This window comes from Arthrobacter sp. 10N43, assembly GCF_056394525.1.
The window spans coordinates 1-2,582 of the sequence record NZ_JBFTIA010000029.1 but is presented as its reverse complement, the minus strand read 5'-3'; the positions used below and the strand labels follow the sequence as shown (position 1 = coordinate 2,582).

General features: G+C 65.6%; 2 protein-coding genes. Both read right to left on the bottom strand.

All coding sequences use genetic code 11. The features are described from left to right. Positions 1-113: 113 nt before the first annotated feature. Positions 114-860 (bottom strand): ATP-binding protein, encoded by a 747-nt coding sequence (locus AC1DDO_RS22930; protein ID WP_476972844.1) that lies wholly within the window; start codon positions 858-860, stop codon positions 114-116. Next, positions 857-2,419, bottom strand: coding sequence for an IS21 family transposase (gene istA, locus AC1DDO_RS22925; protein ID WP_476972843.1), 1,563 nt, complete (start codon positions 2,417-2,419; stop codon positions 857-859). The genes AC1DDO_RS22930 and istA overlap by 4 nt, the downstream gene beginning before the upstream one ends. Positions 2,420-2,582 lie beyond the last annotated feature (163 nt).

The window sequence follows — 2,582 nt, the reverse complement described above, 5'->3', positions numbered from 1 at the left end:
TGAGTATTTGAAGGTTTGGAAGCCACTCGATATTGCCTTCCGGGGCCAGTGATATTGCCGGTGGGGGCCAGCGGGCGGGGTTGTGGGGGCCACTGGCCCCCACCGACGTTTTCTTACTGCTTCATGGTGGCGTGTTGGCGCATGTTGTGGTTGCCGGTATCGACCCAGATGGTGTTGTGCACGATGCGGTCCATGATCGCATCGGCGTGGACCCCGGAGCCGAGCCGCTGGTGCCAGTCTTTCTTGGCGTACTGGGTGCAGAACACGGTTGATGCTGTGTCGTACCGGCGTTCCAGCAGTTCCAGCAGCATGCTGCGCATGCCCTCGTCGGGGTGGTCGAGAAGCCATTCGTCGATCACGAGCAGGGTGAAGGCCGCGTACTTGTTCAGGAATTTGGTTTGTCCCTGTGGTTTGTCCTTTGCCAGCGCCCAGGATTCCTCAAGGTCGGGCATGCGGACGTAGTGGGCCCGGATCCGGTGCTGGCAGGCTTGCTTGGCCAGGGCGCACCCCAGGTAGGACTTCCCGGATCCGGTGAATCCCTGAAACACGACGTTCTGCTGCCGTTCGATGAACGAACAGGTGCCGAGTTGGGCGATCACGTTCCGGTCCAGACCACGCTCGTCCACGAGGTCGAGCCGGCGCAGATCCGCGCCCGGGTAGCGTAGCCCGGCGCGCCGGATCAGTCCCTCGACCTTGGCGTGGTTGAACCCGGAGTGGGCCTCGTCGACGACCAGCCGGAGCCGTTCCTCGAAGGCCATGCCGAGCACGAGCGTCTCGTCCTGGGCCTCGAGCGCCTCCAGCATCGGGGCGGCACCCATCTCGCGGAGCTTGCGTTTGGTTTCGATATCGATCCCGCTCACTTGGCACCACCTGCGTAGTATTCGGCGCCACGCACGTATCCGCCGTGTTCGACCGGTTCATCCCGTGGTGGCCTGAGCCCGGCGGCTTTGTCCTGCTCTGTGGCCAGGATCGGCTGCAGATGCGCATACCGCGGGGACCGCACCCGGCCTGCCAACGCAAGCCGGCAGGCTGCCTCGACCCGTTCGGCCGAGTAGCGCCGGGAGAGCCGCAACACGGAAAGTGCTGCGTCCAGGCCCTGCTCGTCGACCGGGACGGACTCGAAGATCCGGTTGACCACGGTCACCGCTGCCGGGCCGATCCGTCCGGCCCACTCCCGCACCCGAGGCGCATCCCACTGCCGGTATCTCTCGCCGGCGGGCAGGTCGGCATCGTTGGTGCGGTACTCGTTGGCCGCGCCCTCGGGCAGCAGCAGGTGGCTGGTCAGCCGTTCGGTGCCCCGGTAGGCCTGAATCACCCGATCGGTGATCCGCAGGTCCACCGTGGTGCCGATATTGGCAAAGGGCACCGAGTAGTAGTTCCTCTCCCAGACCACGTGCCCGTTCCGGCCCACCCGGCGCCCGTAGACCCATCTGCTGATTTCGTAGGCCGCCGCCGGCAACCCCGTCAGCAGCGGCTGCTCCTCGGCTGCGAACACGCTGACCCGGGAGCCGGGCCGCTTCTGGAACGGCTCCGCGTTGTAGGCCGCCACCCGCTCGAGGATGGCGGCCCGCAGCTCCGGCAACGAGGTGAACTGCCGCTGGCGCAGCCCGGCGATGATCCAGGTAGCGACGTGCGCGACCGTGTTTTCCACGCTCGCCTTATCCTTCGGTGCTCTGACACGTCCGGGCAGCACCGCCGCTGAATAGTGCGCCGCCATCTCGCGGTAAGCGTCATTGAGCACGACCTCGCCCTCGCGGGGATGCTTAATGACACCGGTCTTCAGATTGTCCGGCACGATCCGCGGCACCGAACCGGTGAAGGCCTCAAACATCGCCACGTGGGCCCGCAACCAGGTGTCCTGCTTCATGTCCAGGGCAGGTTCAACGAACGCGTACCGGCTGAAAGGCAGGCATGCCACGAACAGATACACGGTCCTGGCCTTGCCCGTGACCGGATCGGCCAACTGCATCGTCGGCCCCGACCAGTCGACTTCCACCGTCTGCCCGGCCTTGTGCCCGACGCGGGATGCCGCCCCCGTTACCAACAGATGCCGCTGGTAGGTCCTGCAGAACCGGTCATAACCCATCACCGGCTCACCGGCGGCGGCGCATGAATCGGCGTACTCGCCATGGAGCAGCTTCAGCGTCACCCCGACCCGGGCCATCTCCCGGTGGACCTGGTCCCAGTCCGGCTGCGCGAAAACGCTTTGATGCTCACCGCGCCCCGGGAACAACCGGGCATACACCTCGCGGTCCGAGCTGTCTGCGACATCGTCCCAAACCACACCGGCCGCATCGGCAGCCTCCAGCACCGCCGTGATGCTCTTCCGCGACATTCCCTGCGATGCCGCGATCGCCCGCCCGGACAGGCCCTCGGCGCGCAACTGCAACACGAGCTTCGCTCTGATCTTCCGTACCATTGATGATTACTCCTTCCGCCGTGCGCCCTATACACACGACGGAAGGAGCCTAAGCCGGGTGGCCCCCAAGCACGCCACTACCGGCACCCAAGACCGCTAATGCGGGCTCTGCCCACCGGCCCCCAAACACACGACAGATGGACCCCAAAAAGGCGAATATTCA

Coding starts and splice junctions, on each gene's coding strand:
- istA (WP_476972843.1), bottom strand. CDS start 2,419: ATGGTACGGAAGATCAGAGCGAAGCTCGTGTTGCAGTTGCGCGCCGAG.